Origin of the sequence: Sphingomonas humi, from assembly GCF_039536725.1 — a bacterium.
In the GTDB taxonomy this organism is placed as follows: domain Bacteria; phylum Pseudomonadota; class Alphaproteobacteria; order Sphingomonadales; family Sphingomonadaceae; genus Sphingomicrobium; species Sphingomicrobium humi.
In genome coordinates, this window is record NZ_BAAAZD010000001.1 from 996,138 (window position 1) to 1,017,389 (window position 21,252).

General features: G+C 67.6%; 20 protein-coding genes and 1 tRNA gene. 11 read left to right on the top strand and 10 right to left on the bottom strand.

What is annotated here, in order from left to right; genetic code table 11:
* The first annotated feature begins 49 nt into the window (after positions 1-49).
* Positions 50-3,148, top strand: a complete 3,099-nt coding sequence (locus ABD729_RS04890; protein WP_344709036.1) for a TonB-dependent receptor domain-containing protein — start codon at positions 50-52, stop codon at positions 3,146-3,148.
* A 103-nt stretch (positions 3,149-3,251) separates the two neighbouring features.
* Here the strand turns inward: ABD729_RS04890 and ABD729_RS04895 are convergent, their stop codons facing one another.
* Positions 3,252-4,457: a serine hydrolase domain-containing protein gene (locus tag ABD729_RS04895; protein WP_344709037.1), complete on the bottom strand. Its 1,206-nt coding sequence runs from the start codon at positions 4,455-4,457 to the stop codon at positions 3,252-3,254.
* A complete protein-coding gene (locus ABD729_RS04900) occupies positions 4,454-5,488 on the bottom strand; it encodes a S66 peptidase family protein (RefSeq protein ID WP_425564868.1) in 1,035 nt (344 codons plus the stop codon). The genes ABD729_RS04895 and ABD729_RS04900 overlap by 4 nt, the downstream gene beginning before the upstream one ends.
* 111 nt (positions 5,489-5,599) lie before the next feature.
* Between ABD729_RS04900 and ABD729_RS04905 the strand changes: the two genes are divergently transcribed.
* Positions 5,600-6,799, top strand: coding sequence for an FAD-dependent oxidoreductase (locus ABD729_RS04905; RefSeq protein ID WP_344709039.1), 1,200 nt, complete (start codon positions 5,600-5,602; stop codon positions 6,797-6,799).
* 19 nt (positions 6,800-6,818) lie between these two features.
* On the opposite strand, the gene ABD729_RS04910 is transcribed toward ABD729_RS04905, so the two are convergent.
* Positions 6,819-6,905, bottom strand: a tRNA-Leu gene (locus ABD729_RS04910).
* A 123-nt stretch (positions 6,906-7,028) separates the two neighbouring features.
* On the opposite strand from ABD729_RS04910, the gene ABD729_RS04915 reads away from it, so the two are divergent.
* The 3 genes from ABD729_RS04915 to ABD729_RS04925 all read left to right on the top strand — a co-directional run bounded on the left by ABD729_RS04915 (position 7,029) and on the right by ABD729_RS04925 (position 9,300).
* Complete coding sequence (locus ABD729_RS04915) at positions 7,029-7,982, top strand: complex I NDUFA9 subunit family protein (protein ID WP_344709040.1); 954 nt, start codon at positions 7,029-7,031, stop codon at positions 7,980-7,982.
* Between the two features lie 6 nt (positions 7,983-7,988).
* Positions 7,989-8,789 carry an undecaprenyl-diphosphate phosphatase gene (locus ABD729_RS04920; RefSeq protein ID WP_344709041.1) on the top strand — a complete coding sequence of 267 codons (801 nt, stop codon included), beginning with the start codon at positions 7,989-7,991 and terminating at the stop codon, positions 8,787-8,789.
* A 76-nt stretch (positions 8,790-8,865) separates the two neighbouring features.
* Positions 8,866-9,300 carry a hypothetical protein gene (locus ABD729_RS04925; protein WP_344709042.1) on the top strand — a complete coding sequence of 145 codons (435 nt, stop codon included), beginning with the start codon at positions 8,866-8,868 and terminating at the stop codon, positions 9,298-9,300.
* A gap of 91 nt (positions 9,301-9,391) precedes the next feature.
* On the opposite strand, the gene rplQ is transcribed toward ABD729_RS04925, so the two are convergent.
* From rplQ to rpsM, 4 genes are all read right to left on the bottom strand, one after another.
* Entirely contained in the window at positions 9,392-9,817 is a 426-nt protein-coding gene (rplQ, locus tag ABD729_RS04930; protein ID WP_344709043.1) for a 50S ribosomal protein L17, read from the bottom strand.
* 111 nt (positions 9,818-9,928) lie between these two features.
* Entirely contained in the window at positions 9,929-11,014 is a 1,086-nt protein-coding gene (locus tag ABD729_RS04935; protein ID WP_344709044.1) for a DNA-directed RNA polymerase subunit alpha, read from the bottom strand.
* A 75-nt stretch (positions 11,015-11,089) separates the two neighbouring features.
* A complete protein-coding gene (gene rpsK / locus ABD729_RS04940) occupies positions 11,090-11,479 on the bottom strand; it encodes a 30S ribosomal protein S11 (protein ID WP_029941296.1) in 390 nt (129 codons plus the stop codon).
* Positions 11,480-11,550: 71 nt separating this feature from the next.
* Positions 11,551-11,919 carry a 30S ribosomal protein S13 gene (gene rpsM, locus ABD729_RS04945; RefSeq protein ID WP_344709045.1) on the bottom strand — a complete coding sequence of 123 codons (369 nt, stop codon included), beginning with the start codon at positions 11,917-11,919 and terminating at the stop codon, positions 11,551-11,553.
* Positions 11,920-12,144: 225 nt separating this feature from the next.
* Here rpsM and ABD729_RS04950 point away from each other — a divergent pair, with 225 nt between their 5' ends.
* From ABD729_RS04950 to ABD729_RS04975, 6 genes are all read left to right on the top strand, one after another.
* On the top strand, positions 12,145-13,065 hold the full coding sequence (locus ABD729_RS04950; protein ID WP_344709046.1) for a bifunctional riboflavin kinase/FAD synthetase: 921 nt from the start codon (positions 12,145-12,147) through the stop codon (positions 13,063-13,065).
* A gap of 123 nt (positions 13,066-13,188) precedes the next feature.
* Complete coding sequence (ileS, locus tag ABD729_RS04955; protein WP_344709047.1) at positions 13,189-16,050, top strand: isoleucine--tRNA ligase; 2,862 nt, start codon at positions 13,189-13,191, stop codon at positions 16,048-16,050.
* A 32-nt stretch (positions 16,051-16,082) separates the two neighbouring features.
* Entirely contained in the window at positions 16,083-16,547 is a 465-nt protein-coding gene (lspA, locus tag ABD729_RS04960; RefSeq protein ID WP_344709636.1) for a signal peptidase II, read from the top strand.
* On the top strand, positions 16,540-16,956 hold the full coding sequence (locus ABD729_RS04965; RefSeq protein WP_344709048.1) for a DUF3035 domain-containing protein: 417 nt from the start codon (positions 16,540-16,542) through the stop codon (positions 16,954-16,956). The genes lspA and ABD729_RS04965 overlap by 8 nt, the downstream gene beginning before the upstream one ends.
* A gap of 26 nt (positions 16,957-16,982) precedes the next feature.
* Positions 16,983-17,537, top strand: coding sequence for a winged helix-turn-helix domain-containing protein (locus ABD729_RS04970; protein ID WP_344709049.1), 555 nt, complete (start codon positions 16,983-16,985; stop codon positions 17,535-17,537).
* An 83-nt stretch (positions 17,538-17,620) separates the two neighbouring features.
* Complete coding sequence (locus ABD729_RS04975; protein ID WP_344709050.1) at positions 17,621-17,977, top strand: hypothetical protein; 357 nt, start codon at positions 17,621-17,623, stop codon at positions 17,975-17,977.
* Positions 17,978-17,984: 7 nt separating this feature from the next.
* Here the strand turns inward: ABD729_RS04975 and ABD729_RS04980 are convergent, their stop codons facing one another.
* The 3 genes from ABD729_RS04980 to ABD729_RS04990 are packed head-to-tail and all read right to left on the bottom strand — an operon-like array spanning position 17,985 to position 21,252.
* Positions 17,985-18,812, bottom strand: coding sequence for a sulfurtransferase (locus tag ABD729_RS04980; RefSeq protein ID WP_344709051.1), 828 nt, complete (start codon positions 18,810-18,812; stop codon positions 17,985-17,987).
* Positions 18,812-19,264, bottom strand: coding sequence for a preQ(1) synthase (gene queF, locus ABD729_RS04985; protein WP_344709052.1), 453 nt, complete (start codon positions 19,262-19,264; stop codon positions 18,812-18,814). The genes ABD729_RS04980 and queF overlap by 1 nt, the downstream gene beginning before the upstream one ends.
* Positions 19,261-21,252: an OPT family oligopeptide transporter gene (locus ABD729_RS04990; RefSeq protein WP_344709053.1), complete on the bottom strand. Its 1,992-nt coding sequence runs from the start codon at positions 21,250-21,252 to the stop codon at positions 19,261-19,263. Before ABD729_RS04990 ends, queF begins: the two co-directional genes overlap by 4 nt.

A 21,252-nucleotide genomic window follows, 5' to 3' on the forward strand; every position in this document is an offset into this window, starting at 1 on the left:
CTTGCCTCCTATCCGCGCACAACAGGAATTTAAGTCGCAATTGGGGGCAATGATGAACGAACTGGGCACGCGGACGGCCTTGCTGTCGATGGGAAGCGCGCTGGCACTGGCGCTGACACTGGCGGCTCCGGCCGCCGCGCAGAGCACGACAGGGAACACCACCGACCCGGCGGCCACCCCGACCGGAGCCGAGACCCCGATCGCGCCGGCCAATGCCAGCACCACCAAGCAGGATTCGGGCGAGGTGATCGTCACCGGTTCGCGCATTCGCCGCGATCCCAACAACAGCGCGCTGCCGCTGCAGATCATTACCACCCAGGAGATCGTCCGCGAGGGCATCCAGAACCCCGAGCAGCTGATCAGCTTCCTCAGCACCAACGGCAATGGCGCGGACAACCTCGCGTCCAACTCGGACGTCGTGTCGGGCGCCCAGCGCGGCACCAACGGCCTGTCGGCGGCGAACCTGCGCGGCCAGGGCAGCGCATCGACGCTGATCCTGCTGAACGGCCGGCGCGTCGCCGCGCACGGGCTTCAGGGCTCTGCGGTCGACGTCAACCAGATCCCCTTCTCGGCGATCGAGCGGGTCGAGATCCTGAAGGACGGCGCGTCGGCCATCTACGGCACCGACGCGATCGGCGGCGTGATCAACTTCATCACCCGCAAGGACTATAAGGGCCTGAGCGTCCAGGGCATGGTCGACGCGACCGAGGCCGGCGGTGGCAACATCTACCGCGTGTCGGGGGTCGCCGGTTACGGGGACCTGGCCAACCAGGGCTTCAACGTGATGGGCGCGGTCGCCTACAGCTCGAACCGCATCCTGCGCGGGTCGCAGCGCGACTTCGTCAACGGCAACCAGCCCCTGCGCGGCCTGTCGATCGATACCCGCGGAACGCCGATCGCGACCGCTTTCCCGATCAACCCGACCGCCGCCAATGTCGGCATCACGCAGGGCGGGACCCTGCTCGGCGGGACCACCGGCGCGACGTCGCTGCTGACCAATCCGGGCTTCTTCATTCCGGGCACCACCGTCCCGGCGTCGGGCGGCGTCAATCCGCTGCGCCTCCCGGGCGGCGCGGGCTGCTCGTCGGTCGACGGCGGGCTCGACTATGACGCGGTGCTGTGGGCGGCCCCCAACACCGCGCTTGCCTGCGCGTGGGACACCGGCCGGGCGGCGACCATCCAGCAGCCGATCGACACGCTGACCTATTACACCCGCGCCACGGTGCGGCTGGCCGACCGGCACGAGCTTTATGCCGAGGTCACCGGGTCCGACGCCAGTTCGACCAAGACCTTCTCGAACAACCAGTACACGGGCAACAACACCAGCCTGCCGATCGCCTATCCGCTGAACGCGCTGACGGCATCGACCTACAACAGCATCTACGACCGGTTCGCGGCGGTGCTTCCGGCGATCGGCGCGGTGGGCGACCGGACGGTCGACAATGTCGGCAACTACGGAAAGCCGATCGCCTTCCGCTACCGCTGCATCGCCTGCGGCCCGCGCCAGTATGAGACCAATACCAAGACGCTGCGCGCGGCGCTGGGCATCGACGGCCCGCTGTTCGGCACCTGGGATTATCGCGCGGGCGGGTCCTTCGCCCGAAGCGAAGCCAAGTCGACGCTTGGCACCGGCTATCACTATCGTGGGGTGTTCGCGAGCGCGGCCGCGGCGGCCGCCTCGGGGATTGCGGGCGCCGGCATCGGCACCGCCGATCCGCGCGCTCCCACTGCGCCAGGGGCCACCGCGCCGGGCATCGTCGGCCTGTTCAACAGCGGCATCCTCAACCCCTTCTCGCTCGAGCAGACGCCGCAGGCGCTGGCCGCGCTCGACGCCATCTCGGCCAAGGGGGTCGAGCTTTACGGCGGCATCTACGAGGTGAAGCAATTCGACGGGTCGGTTTCGGGTGACCTGTTCCGCCTGCCCGGCGGCACCGTGAAGGTCGCGCTCGGCGTCGACTATCGGCAGGAGACCTATCGCTTCAACGGGTCCGCGGCCGGTGCGACTTCCGCGCCGGACATCTTCAACGTCGCCTTCGACAATGTGAACGCGCTCAACCGGAAGAAGCGCAACGTCAAGGCGGCCTACGGCGAAGTGCTGATCCCGATCATCAAGGAACTGGAGCTGACCGGGGCGATCCGCATCGACGATTACACCGGCTTTGGAAGCACGGTGAACCCGAAGATTTCGGCCAAGTTCAGGCCGATCGACGCGCTGATGTTCCGCGGATCGTACAACACGGGCTTCCGGGTCCCGACCTTCAACCAGATCTTCAACGGCACGACGATCTCGCCCAACCCGGGCAACAACGTGGTCGACCCGACGCTCTGCGCGCAGGGCACGACCGCGGGTCCGCGCCCGGCCTGCGACCCGATCACCCCGGATTCGCTGAACGGCGGCAACCTCACGCTCAAGCCCGAGACGAGCAAGCAGTGGACGGTCGGCGTGGTCCTCCAGCCGAGCCGCCGGTTCAGCCTGTCGGCCGATTACTGGAACATCGCGGTCGACGACACGATCGGCTCGATCACCATCTCGCAGCTGCTCGCCAATATCGGCGCCTTCCCTGAACGGATCCAGCGCACCAATGGCATCATCACCCTGCTCGACCTGCGCACCGGCAACTTCGGGTCGCGCCGCACCGCCGGCATCGAGCTGTCCGGGCGGGCGGCCTTCGATGCGCCCGGTGGACTGTTGTCGACCGGGATCGACGGCACGTACCTCACCAAGAAGAAGGAAAAGCTGCTTCCGAACCTGCCTTACACCGACCTGGTCGGGGTGTTCAGCCTGACCGGCGACCTTGGCCTGAAGTGGAAGCACAACCTTTTCGTCAACTACACGACCGGCAAGTGGAACTTCAACGTTTCGCAGATTTTCCGTAAGGGTTACAGGAACTTCGCCCTGCCGGCGAGCACCACGCGACTGTTCTACAACCCGCGGGTCGACAACTATATCACCTACAATGCGTCGATCGGCTTCACCCCGTGGAAGGACCTGCGCCTGACGGCGGGCGTCAAGAACGTCTTCGACACCGACCCGCCCTTCGCCATCACCTACGACAGCAACAGCGGCGCCGGGTCGAGCTGGGAACCGCGCGTTGCGGACCCGCGCGGCCGGGCCTTCCTGCTCAGCCTCGACTGGAAGCTGTTCTAGGCGGCGCCTCCAACGTCGTCCGGGCACAAGTGAGGCAATCCACCGGTTCGGTCCGGTGGCTTGCTTCGCTTTGCTCGCAATGACGAAAAAGGGGCCGGCGGCGTTAGCGTAGCTTGGCGGCGAGCCATTCCTCGATCGCCTTGAAGCTGGTGCGTCCGGCGGGGGGATCGGTGCCGTTGTTGGCGGCGATGAAGGCGATACCGGTGCGGCGCGCCGGGTCGAGCCAGAGGCCGGAGCGGACGCGGTAGGCCTCTCCCGCATGGCCGAGCATCGGGCGCCGGCCACCCATCAGGTCGTCGCGGCATGCGGCGTTGGGCCCCGGCACCAGGTGGATGGCAAGGCCGTAGGAGCAATAGAAGCCCTCGTCTGTCACGCCGTTCTGGCCATCATATTGCCAGACGGGGGTGATCATCGTCCGGACACTGGCCGGCGACAGGAAGGCGCGGCCCTGGTGCCTGCCGTCGTTAAGGAGCATTCGGCCGATGACGCCGAGGCCGGTGGCGGAGATGCGCAGCCCACCCTGGGGCGAGAAGAGCGCGCCGTTGCTGCCGGGCACGTAGTCGTCGAGCGTGCAATCGGCGCCCGGCTCCACGAACACCGGGCAGGCTGGCAGCTTGCCCTGCAGATCGTCGAGGATCGCCTTGCCGTCCTCAGCATAGAGCACCACCGCGCGGGCGGCGGCGCCTTCGCTGCAGGTGCCCCAGTTGAAACAGGCATCGAGACCGAGCGGCTCCAGCACCTCGCGCCGGGCGACCCGGTCGAACCGTTCGCCGGTGGCGCTTTCGATGACCGATCCGATGATACCGAAATTGAGGTTGGAATAATGGAAGTAGGTCCCCGGCGCGTGGGCCTGATCGAAGGAGCCGGCGTCCTGCGCCTGCGGGCGGATCTGCTTGCCGAAGCGGACGACGTAATTCTCGCCATTGTCCCGCACGCTGCCGGTGTGGCTCAGCAGCTGGCGAAGGGTGATCGGGCGGTCGGGAAAGGCCGGGTTGCGCAAGGACCAGCCAAGGTAGCGCGCCACGTCGGCATCGAGGTCGAGCCGGCCCTTCTCGACCAGGCGCATGACGGTGAGCGCGGTCGCCATCTTGGAGACCGAAGCGACCCGGATCGGATCGTCCGGGGTGATCGGGCGACCGGTGCGGCGATCGGCGATTCCGCCGGCACCCTGTGCGCGCACGGCGTTGGCATCGAAGCTCGCCCAGGCCCAGGCGACTTCGGGCGGCGGGCTGTAGCGCGGCGCAAGAGGGGCGGTGACGCAGCCGGCAAGCGGCAGCGCGGCAAGCAGCAGGCTTAGCCCGCGCCTCACGCCACCGGTGCTTCGAGCAGGCGGATCGTTCCCGCGTCGGCGTCGATCTCCGCGCGGCACCCGACCGGCAGGCTGAACTGGTCGTCGATGTGGCCGAACATGGCGCCCGTATAGATGGGCACGTTCAACGGCTCGAGGTGCTGGCGCAGCACCTCGCCGAGCGTGAACAGGCTGGTCGATCCGTCCGACGGCTTGCAGTTGGTGCACTGGCCGAACACCACGCCCGCCACCTTTCGCAGGACGCCTGCCTGGCCAAGCTGCGTCAGCATCCGGTCGATCCGATAGGGGGCCTCGTCGGTGTCCTCGATGAACAGGATCGCGCCGCTGAAATCGGGTAGCCAGGGCGTTCCGACGAGGCTGGTAAGCACCGTCAGATTGCCACCGAGCAGTCTGCCGGTCGCCTTGCCCGGGCGAAGCGTCTGGAAGCGGCCTTCCTTTTGCACCAGCCGGTCCTGGTCGCCGGGCAGATTGCGGTAGAGCGGCAGCTTCGCATCGAACACGAGGTCGCGGAAGGCGGCATAGCTGTACTTGGTCCAGCTGCTTCCGGCGGTTGGGCCATGGATGGTGGCGAAGCCCGCGCGCGCCTGGATCGCGAGGTGCAGCGCGGTGATGTCGCTGAAACCGACCAGCAGCTTGGGGTTCGCCGCGATGGTCTTCCAGTCGAGAAAGGGGAGGGCGCGGGCCGAGCCCCAGCCGCCGCGCACCGCGAAGATGGCGCGGATGGCGGGATCGGCGAAGGCGGCATTGATATCCGCCGCGCGGCCCTGGTCCGTCCCCGCAAGATAGCCGAAACGGTCCTTCCAGTGCGGCCCGGGCACCGGCACCAGCCCCATGGCGGTGATCGCCTCGGTCACCAGCTGGAAATCGAACGGGTCGCTGTAGATGCCCGCGGGCGAGACCAGGGCGACGCGGTCTCCGGCGCGCAGCCGCGGCGGCTTGCGGGTGGCGGGTGCGGCCGGCGCGGGAAGGGGAAGGCCAATCGCCAACCCCGCCGCACCAAGGGTCGCCAGGGCTTCGCGTCGCTGCATCATGCTCATCGGCGCGGACGATAAGCGCCAGCGACGAGAGTGCAATGGAGCGTGGCTGGCGGCAGCGCGGGGGGCTGCTAAGGTCGGCGGCAGCATGCAATTCCCGCCTCGCCCTTGACCACCGACATCCTCGTCCTTGGCGCCGGCGTGGTCGGCGTGGCGACTGCCGAGGCGTTGATCCGGCGCGGCCTGACGGTGACCCTCGTCGATGCGGCGGACGGACCGGGCGAGGGGGCCAGTTTCGCCAATGGCGGGCAGCTGAGCTATTCCTATACGGACGCGCTGTCGTCACCGAGCCTGCTGAAGCGCCTGCCGGGAATCCTCGCAGCGACCGATCCGGCGTTCCGCGTCGCGGTGCGGTTCGACCCCGCTTACCTGCGCTGGTGCCTCGCCTTCTTTGCCAATGGCAGCGCCGGGCGGTTCGCCGCCAACAGCCTTGCCGGACTGGAGATCGCGCTTCGGTCGCGGGCGCTGATGGAGGAACTGCTGGCGCGCCGGCCGATCGAGTTCGCGCACATGGTGCCGGGAAAACTGCTGCTGCACGAGGATCCCGCGGGCTTCCGTGCCGCGGCCGCCCATGCCGATGCCAAGCGCCGCGCGGGGATCGACGTCCGTGCGCTTTCGCCCTCGCAGGTCCTGGAGGTAGAGCCCGCGCTTGGGGCCATCGGTCAGCGGCTCGCCGGCGGCATCTACGCCCCCGGCGACGCGGTCGGCGACCCGCATCTCTTCTGCACCGCGCTGGTCGAGGCACTGGCGGGCGAGGGGCTGCGAACCCGCTTCGGCAGCAGGGTGACGGGGATCGAGAAGGGGGCCGACCCGGCCGTTCTCCTGGAAAGCGGGGAACGGCTCGCCGCGCGGCATCTGGTGGTGGCGGCGGGCCCCGGGGCGGCAAGCCTTCTGCGGCCCATCGGATGGCGCGTTCCCATCATGCCCGTGCGCGGCCATTCGGTGACCTTGCCGCTGGGGACGAGCGCGCCGCGCGCCAGCATCACCGACGTCGCCCGCAAGCTCGTCTTCTGCCGTCTCGGGCAAAGGATGCGCATCGCCGGCCTTGCCGATGTCGGTTTCGACAGCGCGGCGGTCGACCCCCGGCGCCTGGCGGCCATGACCGCCGCCGCCCGCGAAAGCCTGCCCGACGCCGCCGATTTCGATGCGCCAGGCGAGCGCTGGGCGGGCCTCCGCCCGGTCACCCCCGACAGCCTCCCGATCGTCGAGCGACGCGGGACCGTCACCGTCAATATCGGCCATGGCGGCCTCGGCTGGACCTACGCCCTCGCCACCGCCGACCGCGCTGCGGAGTTGGTCGCCAGATGATTTCAGGATTGCTCAGCAGTGGTGCCCAGGAGAGGACTCGAACCTCCACGCCCTTGCGAGCGCCAGCACCTGAAGCTGGTGCGTCTACCAATTCCGCCACCTGGGCACAGGAGCTGTTCGCGAGAAGTCTCGCCGGTAGGAGGGCGCCTCTAGGGGGCGGGCGGCGCCGCTGTCAACACTCCTCTCGCGCCGCTTGTCGCTTCGCCGTGGCGGGGCTAGGGCGAGCGGCATGACGGCGAGCGAGTGGCAGACACGTATCATCACGGTTTTCGGCGGCGGCGGCTTCATCGGCCGCTATGTCTGCGAAGCCCTGTTCAAGACCGGCGTGCGCGTCCGCGTGGCCCAGCGCACGCCGCGCAACGCCTTCTTCCTGCAGCCTTTGGCCGCGGTCGGGCAGGTCGACCTCGTCCGGGCTGACTTCACCAAGCCGGCCAGCCTCGAGGCGGCGGTCGAGGGCGCGTGGGGCGTCATCAACCTCGTCGGAGCGTTCGACGGCAAGCTGAATGCCGTCCATGGCGAGGCGCCCGGCCGGATCGCCGAGCTTGCCGCCCGCAATGGCGCGGCGAGCCTGGTCCATGTCTCCGCCATCGGGGTCAATGCGGACAGCGAATCCTTCTACGCCCGCACCAAGGCGGAAGGCGAGGCCAGGGTTCGCGCTGCGTTTCCCGCCGCGACCATTATCCGCCCCAGTGTGGTGTTCGGCCAGGAAGACCAGTTCACCAACCGCTTCGCGGGCATGAGCCGGTTGCCGGTGGTGCCGGTGCTGGGCGGCAGGACCAGGTTCCAGCCGATCTTCGTGCGCGACCTCGGCCAAGCGATCGCCAAGGCCGCGCAGGAGCCCGAGCGCTTCGCAGGCCAGACCTTCGAACTGGGTGGGCCCGACGTCCTCACCATGCACGAACTGAACCGCGTGATCGCCGAGGCTGCGGGGCGCAATCCTGGGCTCGTCGATCTTCCCGACTTCGTCGGTGACGCGATGAGCCGGCTCGGCTTCCTGCCGGGCGCGCCGATCACCCGCGACCAGTGGATCATGCTGCAGAAGGACAATGTCGCAAGCGGGCCGGGGCTCGAGGCGTTCGGAATCCAGCCGACCCCGCTCGCCGCCGTCGCGCCCGAGTGGCTCGACCGCTTCCACGAGGGCGGGCGCTTCGCCAGCCGCCGTTCGCAAGCCGCCGCCGGCTAGGCCGTAATGCCGATCCTCTGGCTGGTCGTCATCCTCGGCATCGTCGAGGGGCTTACCGAATATCTCCCCGTCTCCTCGACCGGGCACCTGATCCTGGCGACCGAGCTGCTCGGTTTCGACGCCGATCGCTGGGCGCTGTTCAACGTCGCGATCCAGCCGGGTGCGATCCTGGCGATCATCGTGCTCTACTGGCGGACCTTCTGGACCGTGGCCCGCGGGCTGCTCGGCTGGGAGCATGGGGCGGTGATTTTCACCCGCAACCTGCTGGTCGCCTTCATTCCCGCGGTGGTGGTCGGCCTCGCGCTCGACGACATCATCGAATCGATGCTCGGCAATGCGGCGGTGGTAGCCTGGGCGCTGATCATCGGCGGCTTCGGCATCCTCGCGGTGGAGCGGTTCGCCAAGACCAGCCCGACTGGCGGCATCAGCGGGGTCAGCCTCAAGCAATCGGTCGCGGTCGGCCTCGTCCAGTGCCTGGCGATGGTCCCGGGCGTCAGCCGATCGGGCGCGACCATCCTTGGGGCGATGAGCTTCGGCGTCGATCGCCGCACCGCCGCTGAATTCAGCTTCTTCCTGGCGGTCCCGACCCTGACCGGCGCGACCGTGCTGCAATTGGCCAAGCACCACGACCAGCTGAGCGGCGACATGCTGCAATGGATCGCGCTTGGCGCCGCGGTGTCATTCGTGGTCGCGGTGATCGTGATCAAGGCCTTCATAGCGATCGTCACCCGCTACGGCTTTGCGCCGTTCGCCTGGTACCGGATCGTCGCAGGGGCCGCGGCGCTGGCTTGGCTCTCGCTGCGCTGAACGCCCGTTCAGGCAGGCTTAGGCTTGCGATGCTATAGGGCGGGGCTGAGTCGTTGTCGTAAAACGAGGCCTTGTCATGCGTAAGCTGTTGTTTGTCGCCCTGCTCGCCAGTGCCGCCCCGGTCGCGGCGCAGGTGCCGTCCCGTCCGCCCGAGCCGCAGCGCCCGGCCGACTTGCCGCCGGAAATCACCGACGGCCGGATGATCGATCAATTGGGGTCGATGGTCGGCGCGGTGACCAAGGCATTCCTCAACCTGCCGATTGGCGAGGTCGAAGCCGCGGTCGAGAACCGTCCCGTTACCCGCGAGGACCGGCGCCGCACCGTCGGCACCGAAAGCGGGATGAGCGAGCGCGATATCACGGCCGGGGTGGAGGAGAGCAAGGTCGCGGTGAAGTCCGGCGGGCAGGCGATCGCGCGGTCCCTCCCGGTGATCCGCGACGCACTCAATCGCGCGGGTGACGAGATCGCGCGGGCGACCGCGAATATCCCGCAGCCGGGGTATCCGCGCTAATCGTCATCACGGTGAGCCAGCAAAAGAAAAGGGCCGCCCCGGGAAGTCCGGAGCGGCCCTTTTTCTTTGTCGAGCGAACTGCCGCGCGCGCTTAGGCGGCCAGCTGATCATCCTCGTCGTCGGTCATCACCGGACCCGAATCCTGGCCCTTGGCCGAGACGTCGCGGTCGATGAATTCGATGATCGCGATCGGCGCGGCGTCCGACTGGCGGATGCCGGCCTTGACCACGCGGGTGTAGCCACCGTTGCGGCCGGCATAACGCTCGGCCAGCACGTCGAACAGCTTCACCAGCTGCGCGTCGTCGAGCAGACGGGCGTGGGCGAGGCGCCGGTTCGACAGGCCGCCCTTCTTGGCGAGGGTGACTAGCTTCTCGACGTAGGGGCGAAGCTCCTTCGCCTTGGCGAGGGTGGTGGTGATCTGCTCGTGCTTGATCAGGGCCGCGGCCATGTTGCGGAACAGGGCCGCACGGTGGGCCGAGGTACGCTGCAGCTTACGGCCGCCAACGCGATGTCGCATGTTAATCGTCCTTCTTCGTTCGTTCGGGGGCCGTGTGAGGTACCCCGGACCAGGCAGACTTGAGGGGCTGCCCTGAACCCTGTTGCCCCGGCCGAAGCCGGGGCGAATGGTTCAGCCAAGCATTTCCTGCTCGAGCTTCTTGGCCATCTCTTCGATGTTCTCGGGCGGCCAGCCCGGGATGTCCATGCCGAGGCGCAGGCCCATCGAAGCGAGAACTTCCTTGATCTCGTTCAGCGACTTGCGGCCGAAGTTCGGCGTGCGAAGCATTTCCGCCTCGGTCTTCTGGACGAGATCACCGATGTAGATGATGTTGTCGTTCTTGAGGCAGTTGGCCGAACGGACCGACAGCTCGAGCTCGTCGACCTTCTTGAGAAGGTAGCGGTTGAGCTGGTTGGTGTCGGTGGTCTCCGGCATCGCGCCGCCGCCCATCGGGGCCGCCGACGGGATGGCCTGGCCGATCATCGGCGAAGCCGCGCGGTAGCTGCTGTCGTCGAAGCCTACGAACAGGGCCAGCTGGTCCTGCAGGATGCGCGCGGCATAGCCGACGGCTTCCTCGGGGCTGACGGTGCCGTCGGTTTCGATGGTCAGGGTCAGCTTGTCATAGTCCAGTTCCTGGCCGACGCGGGTGTTTTCCACCTTGTAGGCGACCTGGCGGACCGGGCTGTAGAGGGCGTCGACCGGGATCAAGCCGATCGGCGCGTCGAGCGGACGGTTGGCGGCCGCCGCGACATAGCCCTTACCGACGTCCGCGGTCAGTTCCATGTTGAGCGTGGCGCCCTGGTCGAGATGGCAGATGACCAGATCGGGGTTGGTGATCTCGATGTCGCCGGTGGTCTGGATCTGACCGGCGGTGACGGCGCCCGGACCGGTCGCGGTGAGGTGGAGGCGCTTGGGACCTTCGCCCTCGAACTTCAGCGCAACCTGCTTGATGTTGAGAACGATGTCGGTGACGTCCTCGCGCACGCCGGCGAGGCTCGAGAATTCATGCAGCACGCCCTCGATCTTGATCGAGGTGATCGCGGCGCCCTGGAGGCTGCTGAGCAGCACGCGGCGCAGCGAGTTGCCGAGCGTCATGCCGAAGCCACGCTCCAGCGGCTCGGCGACGAACACGGCCTTGCGGCGCGCATCGCCGGTGACCTTGCGCTCGAGCGCGTTGGGCTTCTTCAGTTCCTGCCAGTTCTTTGCGTTGACGGCCATTTGTCTTCCTTGGCAGCGGGGGCCGCGTCCGGCCCCCTGGAGTGTGAGGTGAGTGCGAGAAGGTCGGCGCGTCGGTTAGACGCGGCGACGCTTGCTCGGACGGACACCGTTGTGCGGGATCGGCGTCACGTCACGGATCGAGGTGATCTGGAAGCCGACGGCCTGAAGGGCGCGAAGCGCGCTTTCGCGGCCCGACCCCGGACCCTTGACCTCGACCTCGAGGGTGCGGACGCCATGGTCGGCGGCCTTGCGGCCGGCATCCTCGGCCGCGACCTGCGCGGCGTAGGGGGTCGACTTGCGGCTGCCCTTGAAGCCCATCATGCCGGCGCTCGACCAGGCAATCGCATTGCCCTGCGCGTCGGTGATGGTGATCATGGTGTTGTTGAAGCTCGCATTCACGTGGGCAACGCCCGCCGAGATGTTCTTGCGCTCGCGGCGCCGAAGGCGCTGGGGTTCGCGTGCCATATCCTACTATCCTTATCCGTTCGTCCCGAGCCGAAGCTGCGAAGGACGTGAAGCTGCGTTGGCGAAGAAGCTTACTTCTTCTTGCCAGCGATCGGCTTGGCCTTGCCCTTGCGGGTGCGCGCATTGGTGTGCGTGCGCTGGCCGCGGACCGGAAGGCCCTTGCGGTGGCGCAGGCCACGGTAGCAGGCGAGGTCCATCAGCCGCTTGATGTTCATCGCGGTCTCGCGGCGGAGGTCACCCTCGACCGTGTGATCGGCGTCGATCGTCTCACGGATCGACAGCACTTCCTGGTCCGTCAGGTCCTGGACCCGGCGCTCGGAAGCGATGTTCAGCTTTTCGGTGATGGCCTTGGCCTTGGTGCGACCAATGCCGTGGATGTAGGTAAGCGCGATCTCGACGCGCTTGTTGGTGGGGATGTTGACCCCGGCGATACGTGCCATGAAGGTGCGTTCTTCCTTGTGTTAGCTCCACGGGCCAGCGTTGGTGCCAGCCCATCTCGTCGCTTGCACCCCGCATTCCGATCCAGGCTAACGCCAAAACGGCGGACGCAACGAGGGCGCCGCCGGGACCGGAGGAACGGGATGGGCGCCAGATATGCTGCGAGTGCGAGAGAGTCAACGGCTCACTAGCGGCGCAGGCCAGTCTCCCCTACAGCCGCGCGCAAGATGCAGCGCCTTACCCTGGCCGACGGCATTCCGGAAGGTTTCCGGGGCAGTGTCGTGGCCCTTGGCAATTTCGATGGCTTTCACCTTGGCCACCAGGCGGTGGTCGGGCGGGCCGTGGCGCGCGCGGCACACGAGCGGCGGCCCGCGCTGGTCGCGACCTTCGATCCGCACCCGGTGCGCTTTTTCAAGCCCGATGCGGCGCCGTTCCGCCTGACCAGCCTCGACCAGCGCGAGCGCCTGTTCGCCGGGGCCGGGGCCGACGCGTGCCTGGTGTTCGGCTTCGACGCCGCGCTGGCCGCCACCTCGGCCGAGGATTTCGTCGCCATGCTGGCCCGCGACGTGGGCGCGGCCGCGGTGGTGACGGGCGAGGACTTCACCTTCGGTGCGCGGCGCGGCGGCGATGCGACCGCGCTGAGGGAGCTTGGCGCACGATACGGGCTTGCCGCCGAAGCGGTCGCGCCGGTGGTGCTGGGGGAGGAGCCGGTCAGTTCCAGCCGCATCCGCCGCGCGCTGGCGGAAGGGGACACCGCTACCGCCACCCGCCTGCTGACCCGCCCCTTCGCCATTCGCGGCGTGGTCCAGCACGGCGACAAGCGCGGGCGCGAGCTTGGCTATCCCACCGCCAACATGGTGCTGGGCGACTATCAGCGGCCGGCCTACGGCATCTATGCGGTCCGCGTGCGCCTGCCCGACGGAAGCGAGGTGGCCGGGGTCGCGAACGTCGGGGTCCGCCCGACCTTCAAGCCGCCGGTCGAATTGCTCGAAACCTACCTGTTCGACTGGTCGGGCGATCTTTACGGGCAGGAGATCGAGGTCGCGCTGCACCATTTCCTCCGCCCCGAGCGACGCTTCGAGAGCATGGACGCGCTGGCGGCGCAGATGCGCAGCGACGAGGCCGAGGCGCGGGGGTTGCTCGCCTAGCGCCCTGATCGTTCGTGTTGAGCGAAGTCGAAGCACGTAAGCGCCAACGCCCTTCGAGTTCGCTCAGGGCGAACGAGAGGGTGGTTTGCGAAACGCCTTCCGACCGCTAGAGCCCGGCGCGACATGTCCGACGAGCAACCTGCATCCAAGCGCGATTGGCGCGACACCGTGTTCCTGCCCAAGACCGGCTTCCCGATGAAGGCCGGGCTGCCGCAGAAGGAGCCGGCGATCCTGGCCCGCTGGAAGGAAGCCGACCTTTACGGCCAGCTCCGCAAGGCGCGTGAAGGCCGGGAGAAGTTCATCTTCCACGATGGCCCGCCCTACGCCAACGGCGACATCCACATCGGCCACGTCCTCAACAAGACGCTGAAGGACCTCGCCGTCCGCACCCAGTCGCTGCTCGGCAAGGACGCACCGTTCGTCCCCGGCTGGGACTGCCACGGCCTCCCGATCGAGTGGAAGGTCGAGGAGCAATATCGCAAGAAGAAGCGCAACAAGGACGAGGTCCCCCCGGCCGAATTCCGCGCCGAATGCCGCGCCTATGCCCAGCATTGGGTGGACGTGCAGAGCGGCCAGTTCCAGCGCCTCGGCATCCTCGCCGACTGGAAGAAGCCCTATCTGACGATGAGCTTCGAGGCCGAGGCGACCATCGTCTCCGAGCTTTGCCGGTTCGCGGAGTCGGGCCAGCTCTACCGCGGCGCCAAGCCGGTGATGTGGAGCCCGGTCGAGAAGACCGCGCTCGCCGAAGCCGAGATCGAATATGAGGACGTGGTCTCGACTCAGATCGACGTCGCCTTCGAGATCGTCGAGAGCCCGATCCCCGAGCTGGTCGGCGCCCATGCGGTGGTGTGGACGACGACGCCGTGGACGATCCCGGTCAACCAGGCGATCGCGTTTGGTGAGGATGTTCGGTACTCAATCGCACAGGTCACGGGCGCGGCGGGTCCAGCAGTTAATCCTGCCGTTGACGCGCTTGCGGGTAAACGCTTTGTCATCGCGCGTCCGTTGTGGAAGCAGTTCAATGAGCGGCTAGATCGCACTTATGGTTGCGCCGTGACTTTGTCGGGCGAGGGTAACTTTCTAGGCTCCGACCTCGCCGGCACCATCGCCCGCCACCCGATGCACCACCTTGGCGGCTTCTTCGCCAAGCCGCGCCCGCTCATCCCCGCGCCGCACGTCACCACCGACGCCGGCACCGGCCTCGTCCACATGGCGCCCGACCATGGCGAGGAGGATTTCGAGGCGTGCAAGGCGGTCGGCATCGACCCCGTCTTCGCGGTCGAGGGCGACGGCAAGTATCGCGAGGACTGGCTGTGGCTGGGCGGGCAGGGCTCGGTCATCAACACCAAGTTCAACGGCCCGGACGGCCCGATCTGCACCGACCTGCGCGAAGTGGGCGCGTTGCTGAGCGCGGGCGATTTCCGCCACAGCTATCCGCATTCGTGGCGCTCCAAGGCCCGCGTCATCTATCGCTGCACCCCGCAATGGTTCGTGGCGATGGACCGGCCGATCGAGGGCACCAACACGCTGCGTGAACGCGCCCTCTCGGAAATCGACCGCGTCCGCTTCGTCCCCGACAAGGGCCGCAACCGGATCGGGTCGATGGTCGAAGGCCGCCCCGACTGGGTGCTGAGCCGCCAGCGCGCGTGGGGCGTGCCGATCACCCTGTTCGTCGACCGCAAGACCGGCAAGTATCTGGTCGACCGGCAAGTCAACGCCCGCATCGTCGCTGCCGTGCGCGAAAAGGGTGTCGACGCCTGGACCGAGGAAGGCGCCGTTCAGCATTTCCTGGGCGAAGGCCGCAACCCCGACGATTTCGAGCAGGTCACCGACATCCTCGATGTCTGGTTCGACAGCGGTTGCACCCACGTCTTCACGCTGGAAAGCGGCAAGTGGCCCGAGCAGCGCTGGCCCGCCGACCTTTACCTTGAAGGCTCGGACCAGCATCGCGGCTGGTTCCAGTCCTCGCTGCTCGAAAGCTGCGCGACCCGTGGCCGGGCGCCCTACGACACCGTGCTGACCCACGGCTTCACGATGGATTCCAAGGGCATGAAGATGTCCAAGAGCCTGGGGAACACGGTCAACCCGCTCGACCTCATGAAGGAAACCGGGGCCGACATCCTTCGCCTATGGGTCGCCAGCGTCGACTTCACCGAGGACCACCGCATCGGCAAGGAGATCCTCGCCGGCGTGAGCGACGCCTATCGCAAGATCCGCAACACCTTCCGCTACCTGCTCGGCGCGCTCGAGGGCTTCGAAGAAACCGAGCGGGTGACCGACATCGCCGAGATGCCCGAGCTGGAGCGCTACATGGCGGCGCTTCTGGCGAGGCTCGACGAGGAGCTGAAGACGGCGCTCGATGCCTATGACTTCAACGGCTATGCCCGCGCGCTGACCGACTTCTGCAACAACGACCTCAGCGCCTTCTACTTCGATATCCGCAAGGATTGCCTTTATTGCGACGCAGCGGACGATCCCAAGCGCCGCGCCTATCGCAGCCTGCTCGACACGCTGTTCCATGCATTGGTTCGCTGGTTTGCGCCGATCCTGGTGTTCACCACCGAGGAAGTGTGGGCGACCCGCTATCCGCAAGCACCCAGCGTGCACCTCAGCGAATGGCCCGAATTGCCGGACGCCGCCGACGCCCGACTGCTCGAAATCTGGGCGACCTACCGCGCGCTTCGCGAGCAGGTCACCGCCGAGATCGAGCCGATGCGGCGCGCGAAGGTCATCGGATCCAGCCTCGAAGCGAGGGTCGCCATCGGCCTGCCCGACGATGCCGACCGCCCGATGCTGTCCGCCGATGAGCTTGCCGAGCTATTCATCGTTTCGGAGGTGCTGGTCGACACCGGCCGGGTCGAACATGGTCCGGCCGTCGTCGCGCACCGCGTCGACTATCAGAAGTGCGGCCGCTGCTGGCGGCACCTGCCCGAAGTCGCCGAGGACGGGGACCTGTGCAATCGCTGCACCGAGGTGGTCGCGTGAGGGGCAGGGCCGGATTCGCGCTTGCAGGCGGGATGTTCGTCCTCGACCAGTTCACCAAGTGGCTGGCGGCAGGTCCCCTCGGGCTGACGGTGGAGGGGCAGAACCTTCACCTGCTGCCCTTCTTCGACCTGACGCGCGTTCATAACCGCGGCATTTCGCTCGGCCTGCTGACGGCGGGATCGGACCATGGCCGCTGGCTGCTGGTTGGCATGACCGCGGTGATCGCCTGCGTCGTCGGCTGGTGGCTGACCCGCGAAGAGAAGCGCGGCGACCAGCTTGCGCTCGGCCTCGTGCTGGGCGGCGCGCTCGGCAATATCGTCGATCGCGCGCGCCTTGGATACGTATTCGACTTTCTGGACCTTCACATCGGCGAGTTCAGGCCCTTCCTGGTCTTCAATGTTGCCGATGCATGCATTAGCATTGGCGTCGTGATCCTGATATTGCGCGCCTTCCTGGTCCGCGAGCACAAGCCTTCGAAAGAGCCTGACCATGCGTAAGCAGCTTTCCCTTCTCACCATCCTCGGCACGGGCCTTGCCCTGTCCGGCTGCGCGCTGTTCGGCGGCGGCGGTGGGGGTGCGAAGCTCGATGAATTCCGCGTTGCCCGCAACGCGCCGCTGGTGATTCCGCCCGATTACAGCCTGACCCCGCCCAAGCCGGGCACAGCCTCGCTGAGCGCGGAAGGCGCGCAGAGCCAGGCGGTCCAGGCGCTGTTCGGCGGGCCGGCGCCGCGCTCGTCGAGCGAGACGGGCCTGCTCGACAAGGCCGGTGCCGACCGCGCCGCGGTTGGCGCCCGCTCGGTTGCTGGAAGCCCTGACACGGCGGTCGTCGACAAGGGCGCGCTTACCCAGACCATCCTTTCCGCGCCGGCCGGCGACGGGCAGGAAGCGTCGGTCCAGACGCCGTAAAGCAAGAACAAGAGGACGGGGGACGAATGGCCGACGATACGATTTCCGCCCGACTGGTCGAAGTCGAAACCTTGCTCGAGAAATCGCGCAAGCGCTTCGAGGAGGGCAGCAAGTTCGCCGAGGAAGCGCACGCCATGGTGGCCGAGCTTCAGCAGCAGCTGATCGGTGCGCCAGCCCGCCTTGGGCCGCGCGACGATGCCGACGATGTCGCTTCCAAGCTGCTTGCCAGCCTGAAGGCGCAAGGGTCCGAGCTTCCGCCGACCTTGTGCGGCGGGCGCATGTCGGTGGACCAGGTGCAACGCCTGATCCGCATCGACGGGCACCCGATCGCCATCACCGAGATGGAATATCGCGTGCTCGAACTGCTCGCCTTTGCGCGCAATAACGTCGTTACCCGGACGATGCTGCTCAAGCATCTGTATCGCCGCTCCGACGATCAGCCGCAGCCCAAGATCATCGACGTGTTCATCTCCAAGCTGCGCAAGAAGCTGCGGCTCGCCAGCGGCGGGGCCGAGTTCATCGAGACCATCCCGCAGCGCGGCTGGATCCTGCGCGACCTGGATAACGCCTCGGCAGCTTGACCTTCCCGCTCCCCGCCGTCGAACGGCGGCGGGGAGCGTGGGATTCAAACTTTCTCAACCATGCGGCTTTACTCCTGAGTCGCATGATCCACTTCCAGCTCGACCAGCCGACCCAGACGGCCCCTTATGCCGATGCGGTGAACCGCCTGCGCAGCGTCCGCAAGGCGCTTGGCCTGGTCGAGATGTTCGAGGGCCGCCCGCGCCGCGACCTCGACAGCATCACCTTCGAAGCGTTGCTTCCGCTCGCCTCGCCGGCGGTCCAGGCGTGTGCCGACGTTTGGTCGATCGAGGCTGCCGGGGCCGCCGCCGCCGGAATCGAGACGCTGGTCGGCGCCAACAGCGATGGCGAGACTACGCACCCCGCCGCGCTGGCCGTGCTTGGCGAGACCCTGCGCCGCGACCTTGAAAGCATCGAAGCGCTGTTCGCGGGCCGCGCCTAGATTTCCTCTACCCGCGCTCCTTGGGGGTCAGCGGGTCAGAGCCCCATTCAGCCCAGCTGCCATCGTAGAGCCGGGTGTCGCGATTGCCGAGCAGGCGGGCGGCGAAGATCAGGCTGTTGGCGGTCACGCCCGACCCGCAGGTCGCAACGAACGGCCGGTCGGGGTCGAGGCCGGCGTCGGCAAAGGCACGGCGCAGCTCGGCAGGCGGCTTGAACCGGCCATCCTCTTCGTAAAGAGCGCTGAACGGCAGGTTCCGCGCGCCCGGGATATGCCCCGGCGCGACATTCGGCCGCGGTTCGGGCTCGGTCCCGGCAAAGCGGCTCGCTCCGCGCGCATCGGCCACCGGCACGCCAACGCCGCGCAGCATGTCCGCCTTGCTGACGACTTGCCCACCGGCGGCGACCGCATCGAAACGGGCGGGGCGCTCGGGCGGAGCTTCGTCGCTGGTGGGCAGCCCTTCGGCCAGCCAAGCGCGCAGCCCGCCATCGAGGATCGCGACCTGCCGTGCGCCGAAGTGACGGAGCATGAACCATGCCCGGGCCGAGGTGTGGAGCGCGCTGTCGTCGTAGATGACGATGCGATCGTCGGTCCCGACGCCCAGCGCTTCCATCCCCGCGGCGAAAGCGTCCGCGCCCGGCAGCATGTGCGAGGTGGCGGCATCATGGTCGGCCAGCATGTCGATATCGAAGAAGCGGGCGCCGGGGATGTGCCGCGCCTCATAATCCTGACGCGGGTCGCGGTTGGCGGCGGGCAGGTGCCAGCTGGCATCGAGCACGACGAGGTCGGCCGCCTTGAGGTTCGCCGCCAGCCATCCTGCCGATACCAGGTCGTCCATCATCCTCTCCCGCGATAGCCCGCCACGCCCTGATCCGGCACCCACAGCCCCTCGGGCGGGGCGCTCGACTGCCAGAACACATCGATCGGAATGCCGCCGCGCGGATACCAGTAGCCACCGATGCGAAGCCAGCGCGGCTTCATCTCGTCGAACAGGCGCTGGCCGATCCCGACCGTCACGTCCTCGTGGAAGCCGCAATGGTTGCGGAAGGAGCCGAGGAACAGCTTCAGGCTCTTGCTCTCGACGATCGTCTCGCCCGGCGCATAGTCGAGCACGAGGTGCGCGAAATCGGGCTGGCCGGTCACCGGGCAGAGCGAGGTGAACTCCGGCGCGGCGAAGCGGACGAGGTAGAGCGAGCCGGCGCGCGGGTTGGGCACATAGTCGAGCTCGGCCTCTTCAGGAGAGGCGGGAAGGCCGCTGTTCTGGCCGAGATATCGGGGCGTCACGCTCATCGGTAGGTCGCCTCCGACGGTTCACGCGGGTCATCCAGCGCCGGCGCGGTCCTCGCGGCACCGCGGGTCCAGCCATAAAGGCCGAGCACGAGGGCGGTGAAGAGGAGAATGCCAAGCGGGACCGCCCACGGGAAATCCGCGACCAGCGCCAGCACCTCGCCCGCATTCTCGCTGCCGGCGCGCTCGGCGCCCGCGACGATGGCGGCGTAGAGCACGCCCATCAGGCTTTCGCCGACGATCAGGCCGGTCGCCATCAGCGTTCCGATCCGCTCGGCGAAACCGGGATTGCGCTGCTTCTCGGCCCAGCGGTTGTAGAACCAGCCGAGCAGCGCGCCGAGCGGGATCAGCAGGGTCAGGTCCATCGGCAGGTAGATGCCCATGCCGACCGCCAGCGCGGGCAGGCTGTACTTGCGGGTCGTGCCGCGCAGCACTTCATCGATGATGATGACCACCACGCCGATGATCGCGCCGGTGCCGATCAGCCCCCAGTCGAGGCTGCCGCCGAGCACGCCCTGTGCGATCGCGGAGATCAGTGCGGCCTGCGGGGCGGCCAGTGCATTGGGGCCGGCGCCCGGCGCGCCCTGGAAGCCGAAGGCGCTGTTGAGAAGCTCGAGGATCGGCGGGATCACCAGCGCGCCGAAGATGACGCCGAGGATCAGCGCGACCTGCTGCCGCCACGGGGTCGCGCCGACCAGCTGCCCGGTCTTCAGGTCCTGCAGGTTGTCGTTGGAGATGGTCGCGACGCCGAAGATGATGGCGGTGACGAACAGCGCGAAGGCGACCAGGCTCTTCGTCGCCTCGCCGTCCGCCGCGCCCTGCCCGAACAGTGCCGCGAGGATCAGCGAGATGCCGAGCACCGAAAGGATGCCGACGCCCGAGATCGGGCTGTTCGACGCGCCGATCAGGCCCGCCATGTAGCCGCAGACCGACGCGATCACGATGCCCGCGCCGAGGATGTAGAGGATCGAAAGGGTGAGGGTCGTCCCTTCTGCCGCCGCGATCGGCCCGGACTGGGCAAAGGCGGCGAGCAGCAGGGCGATCGGGATCATCGACAGCAGGATGGTGCCGCCGACGATCGTGATCGGCAGATCGCGCTCGGTCAGCTCCATCTCCTGTCCGCCGCGGCGGGCGCGGTTGGCCGCAAGGGCCGCCGTCACGCCCTTCACGATCGGGCCGATGATCTTGAGCAGGGTCCAGATCGCCGCCACGCCGATGGTCCCGGCACCGATGAAGCGGACCTTCTGACGGAAGGTGTTCGAGACGATCTCGTCCAGCTCGCCCGACCCAAGTTGGTCGGCGGTAAGCCACGGGAGCAAGCCAAGCCGGGCGATCAGCAGCCCGACGATCATCGCGATGCCGACGGCCATGCCGACCAGGTGGCCGACCCCGATCAGCGCCATCGACAGGCTTGCCGAAGCGCTGGTGGCCCCGCCGCCGAAGCGGAAGCTCTTCTCAGCGCTCTCGGCGACCACCCGGGTCTTGGCGAACATGAAATAAAAGGCCGACACGACCGAGGAGATGACGATGGCGTTGAGCCCGCGCTTGTTCTCTTCCGCGCCGCCGATGCCTGCGCCGACCTTGAGCACCTCGGCCGCGGCAACGCCTTCGGGATAGGGAAGGTCGCTGCCCGTGACGAGCGCCCGGCGAAGCGGCACCGAATACATGACGCCCAGGATGCCGCCGATGCCGATCACCGCCACCGAGAGCCAGTAGGGAAAGCCAGTCCACCAGCCGACCATAATGAGGCCCGGCAGGACGAAGATGATCGCGCTCAGCGTGCCCGCCGACGAGGCGATCGTCTGGACGATGTTGTTTTCCTGGATCGTCGAATCGCGGACCAGCTTCAGTACCGCCATCGAGATCACCGCGGCCGGGATCGAGGTGGCGAAGGTGATTCCGATCTTGAGCCCGAGATAGACGTTCGCCGCGGTGAACAGCACCGTCAGCAGCGCGCCGAGGATGATTCCGCGAAGGGTCAGTTCCTTCAT